Origin of the sequence: Westiellopsis prolifica IICB1 (genome assembly GCF_004323185.1) — a bacterium.
GTDB classification, from domain to species: Bacteria; Cyanobacteriota; Cyanobacteriia; order Cyanobacteriales; family Nostocaceae; genus Pelatocladus; species Pelatocladus prolificus_A.
This window is the reverse complement of the sequence record NZ_NAPS01000001.1, coordinates 1,809,026-1,813,671: the sequence shown is the minus strand read 5'-3', so window position 1 is coordinate 1,813,671 and position 4,646 is coordinate 1,809,026. Positions and strand designations below refer to the sequence as shown.

At 39.3% G+C, this 4,646-nt stretch carries 3 protein-coding genes and 1 pseudogene; 3 read left to right on the top strand and 1 reads right to left on the bottom strand.

What is annotated here, in order from left to right; translation table 11 throughout:
- The 3 genes and pseudogenes from B4U84_RS30430 to B4U84_RS07690 all read left to right on the top strand — a co-directional run.
- A pseudogene (locus B4U84_RS30430) lies at window positions 1-242 on the top strand (ISAs1-like element ISPlr1 family transposase); the annotation flags it as partial.
- A 922-nt stretch (window positions 243-1,164) separates the two neighbouring features.
- Window positions 1,165-2,844 carry a GMC oxidoreductase gene (locus tag B4U84_RS07695; RefSeq protein WP_131116678.1) on the top strand — a complete coding sequence of 560 codons (1,680 nt, stop codon included), beginning with the start codon at window positions 1,165-1,167 and terminating at the stop codon, window positions 2,842-2,844.
- A 308-nt stretch (window positions 2,845-3,152) separates the two neighbouring features.
- The gene (locus tag B4U84_RS07690; RefSeq protein ID WP_131116675.1) at window positions 3,153-4,328 is read left to right on the top strand and encodes a GAF domain-containing protein; all 1,176 of its coding nucleotides are present in this window, start codon (window positions 3,153-3,155) and stop codon (window positions 4,326-4,328) included.
- A gap of 28 nt (window positions 4,329-4,356) precedes the next feature.
- On the opposite strand, the gene B4U84_RS07685 is transcribed toward B4U84_RS07690, so the two are convergent.
- The coding region (locus tag B4U84_RS07685) for a hypothetical protein (protein WP_131118783.1) at window positions 4,357-4,646 on the bottom strand (290 nt) is incomplete at its 5' end.

Below are 4,646 nucleotides of genomic sequence, written 5' to 3'. Positions count from 1 at the left end.
TCGATACGAGTTTCGAGCAAACACGCGATCGCTTGACTCAACGTCGGGTATCGGTGTTTGATAATTTGGATCATATTTCCAATGATTGGGTTGGGCTAAAACGAATAGTTCATGTTGAACGTCTTGGTACTCGTGCTGGTAAGCCTTATGAGGAAACCGTATATTACATAAGTTCAATGACCCTTGAAGCTTCAGATTTTGCCCAAGGCATTCGTGGTCATTGGGGTGTAGAAAATCGATGACATTGGGTCAAAGATGTTGTGTTTGATGAAGACAAGGCACAAATGGTTGATGGTTATGCATCTGCAAATTTCTCCATTCTTCGCAGTTTTGTAATTAACTTGTTTCGTCACAATGGTTTTGATTCCCTAACCAGAGCAATACGACATTGTGCCCATAATATCCTATTACTATTTTCCTTTTTAGAATGAAACAGCCCTGCTGCTTAAAAAGGGGGGTTAGGGGGGATCAAAACGCCACTAGGCAACTTTATAAGACTTGTGTGTACACCGCAGCCCAAGCATGGGAGAGGGACTTTGAAATTGCTCCCCTTCTCCCAAAATTGGGAGAAGGGGCTGGGTGGGGGATGAGGGCAAGTTTTGCATTCGTGCAAGAGGTCTATTGAGGAATCAGATAATTTTAAACCTAACTTTTCACTTTTCCCCGATCATCAGCATTGCATACTCTTAACTGAATCGTACTGAAGACAAACTCATACTCCAGAGAGATGAAATTTGGTCATATCTTTACAAAAATCAGGCTATTTTTTTGATTTCTATACATAGCATAAGAAAATTAAATTATAAGCTTAATATCATTCGGTCTCTATACAAATCACCTAAATACATAAATATCTAAACTTTTTACGAAAAATATCTATGTAATTGTGAACCTATAAATCCATCACACCATAAGAGTGTGGCAGTATTTAATGCTCATAAATACTGTTGCGTTCCCATGTATTTACCTTGACGAGATTATTTCATATCAGGAGAAAATGTTTATTTTGGAAAACATTTTTACATCTGATTAATCTTCTTTAAACTATGACTGAGCGTCATAAATACTCTGGATGAGAAAATGCCAGTGATGTACCAAAAAATATTGCTTTGTGTAGGGATTTTGCTATAGGTATCTATAAAATACAACAGGAGATTAACATTGATGTTTATTGATAGCCGGAAGTTACCAAAAGATGAAGTTATTCAAACAGAAGTTTGTATTGTTGGTGCTGGGCCTGCGGGGATTACACTGGCGCGAGAATTGATTGGGCAAGACTTTCGAGTATGTTTAGTAGAAAGTGGCGATTTAGAATTTAATCAACAGACGCAATCTTTAAGTGAGGGTGAAACTGTTGGTGAGCCTTTTCCAAACTTACAAGATATGCGTCATCGTCAGTTTGGTGGACATGCTAATGTCTGGAATGTTGAAATTAATCAAAATCAACGTGGTCTGAGGCATATGACCTTGGACGAGATAGACTTTGAAAAGCGTGATTGTGTGCCATACAGTGGCTGGCCTTTTAGAAAATCTCACCTAGATCCTTACTACGATCGCGCTCATGAAGTCTGCAAACTTGGCCCCTTTGCTTATGACGCTCCGAGTTGGGAGGATGCTCAATCTCCTCAGTTACCTTTCATTGGCGATCGCGTAACTACCAGCATGTTTCAATTTGGCCCTCGCGATATTTTCACCAATGAATATCGCCAACAAATTGATCAATCTCCTAATATTACCACTTATCTAAATGCAAACGTCGTCGAAATTGAAACTGACGAAACAGCTAAGAATGTAAAGCGTGTACGCCTAGCTTGTCTCGATGGTAATCAATTTTGGATAGTTGCCAAAATGTTTATCTTAGCCACAGGTGGGATCGAAAATGCACGTTTGTTACTGCTATCTAACAAAATTCAAAAGACTGGATTAGCTAATCAGAACGATGTTGTCGGCAGATTTTTTATGGATCATCCGATTCTTCGCTCTGGTATGCTTTATCCTTCCAGTCGAAAAATGTTCAATTCGACAGCTTTATATGATTTACGCCGAGTTAATAATGTACCAGTCATGGGAAAACTTCACTTGAGTGAACAAGTGATGGAGCGTGAGCAATTACTCAATATGAGTTTTATCCTATTTCCCAGAGATCACAAATATAAATCGGCAGCTAAGGCTTCCGCAAAAACTTTGTTTTCTGCAATTCGTCGTGGACAACTTCCCAAAAATGCTGCTCAACATTTGGGTAATGTGATCACGCATGTTGATGAGTTGGTCAGCGACTGGTATAAATATCAAATCAAACAGGAATATTTGTTCCCTGATTTGAGTTATGGCGGATGGTCGAAGCACGAAGGTAACGAAAACAGATATGTCAAGTTTGAAGTTTTGAGCCAAACCGAACAAGTCCCAAATCCGGATAATCGGGTGACGCTTGGTACTAAACTTGACAAACTTGGTTGTCCTCAAGCACATTTAACTTATCGATGGAGCGAAATAGACATTTGCAGTATCAAGCGATCGCAAGCAATTCTAGCAGAAGAAATTGCTCGTGCAGGCTTGGGTGAATTGCAGATTGAACGGGATGGAGAACTTCCAAAGGTTTTGGGTTTTAGTACGCACCATAACATGGGAACAACGCGGATGCATATTGATCCCAAACAGGGTGTTGTCGATGCAAATTGTCAGGTTCACGGAATCTCAAATTTATTTATCGCAGGTAGTTCGGTTTTCCCAACAGGAGGTTACGCCAATCCCACCTTGACTATTATCGCTTTGGCAATCCGCTTGGCAGATCATGTGAAGACTCGGTTTGCTGTTAAGTCAGAAAATCTCACAGCCAAACTTTAAGAGCAGCAATATTTATTACTGCTCGGATAAGAAAAATTGATTGAGATTTCAAGTCCACGTAGGTGGACTTGATTGTTTAAGTAGCAAATTTTATTCAGTTTCTTGTCTCTAAATTTCTCACGAATTGTAGAGCAACAGACTTGCAGTTTGCGAAGATATTAAAGATTTGGAATACTCTCATCGAAATAATTAAGTCTTTAAGCGAATATGATATGACTTTGGATTGCTATATTAAATACTATAAGTGTATTTTTTTTATATTCTTTATAAGAATATAGAAATTATAAATAGATTCAAATTGATTTGAAATGATGATTTATAAATTACTTCTGAGCTTAAGCCGTTTGCTAGTCTGGTTTCAAAAGGAAAATGCGCGCCAAGATCACAATGTCAAATCATCAACTCCGGTTTCTGAACTTTCTGAAGCAAGTCGCTTGATTCATAGACTTAACTGCATTACCCTCAACGATGATGAGTCCAAGTCTCTGCACGCTCACCTCACAACAATTTTGGAGGCTCGCAATCCTGATAAAACCTCTGAGAACGAGTCAAATTGTATTGTACTTGAAATGAGTGAAGAGGAAATCCAAAAGTTTAGTCACTACGTTGGAGAAAATAGTAGTTGTTTGTTCCGCGCCATAGTTCAGACTGACAATAACCACAATCAAGCCAGAAAATTGAGGATTATTGGTAATCACGGGTTACGTTTATTTAATGTGATAGTCAAAAGCCACAATCATAAAGAACCAGAACAAAAATATATTTACAAAGAGCGCAATCATTTTTCCATTCCACTTAGTGAAGACCTTAGCACGATTCATAACACTCCTTGGATGAATTTCCAGAACCTCAGCACCAACGATACTGCAACTCCTGAGTTGGATATTGACAACCTACTGCGGGTGTTGCTTGAGAACATACGCACATTCATGGGTGTAGACACGATCACAATTCTCTTGCCAACAGAAAATGGTCAACAATTAGGTGTATATGCCACTATTGGTTTAGAGGAAGAAATTTTGCAAGGAATCCGAATTCCCTTCGGTACTGGTTTTGCAGGTAAAATCGCCGCTAGGGGCGAGTATATGATTGTAGACGACTTGTCAAAAGTAGAAGTAGTCAGTCCAATTCTGCGTCACAGAGGAATCCGCTCAATACTTGGTGTTCCAGTGGTACTTCACAACCAACTAAACGGTGTCCTTCATGTTGGTACTTTTAGTTCCCGTAAATTTACGAAAGATGATGTCAAGCAACTACAACTTTTGACTGAACATCTGGGGTTAGTAATTGAACCCTTATTCAAATATGGGAAAATCATCAGCCCAAATGAAGTTCAATTTGTTGATGATTCTACCAAACATGCTGAAGTTAGAACACAGTCGCCTGTTAGAATACGTACGAAAGAAAACATCAAACTGATCGAAGTGATGGAATTATTCAAAAAACTGATTTATCTAAATCTCAGTCAAGGACATATTTGCTAGCGCAGAATGAAGAATATCAAGTTGAATATCACACAGCGATCGCCCGAAGCAGATAAATGCTATCCAAGGAAGCGATCGCTTTTATTATGTAGCTTTTGATTATTTCGGCGAACCCAAAAATCATTTCGGCGAACCCAAAAATCACTCCGGCGCATACAAAAACTACTCCGACGCACACAAAAATCACTCCGGCGCATACAAAAACTACTCCGGCGCACGCAAAAATCATTTCGGCGCACGCAAAAATCATTTCGGCGCACGCAAAAATCATTTCGGCGCACGCAAAAATCATTTCGGCGCACGCAAAAATCATTTCGG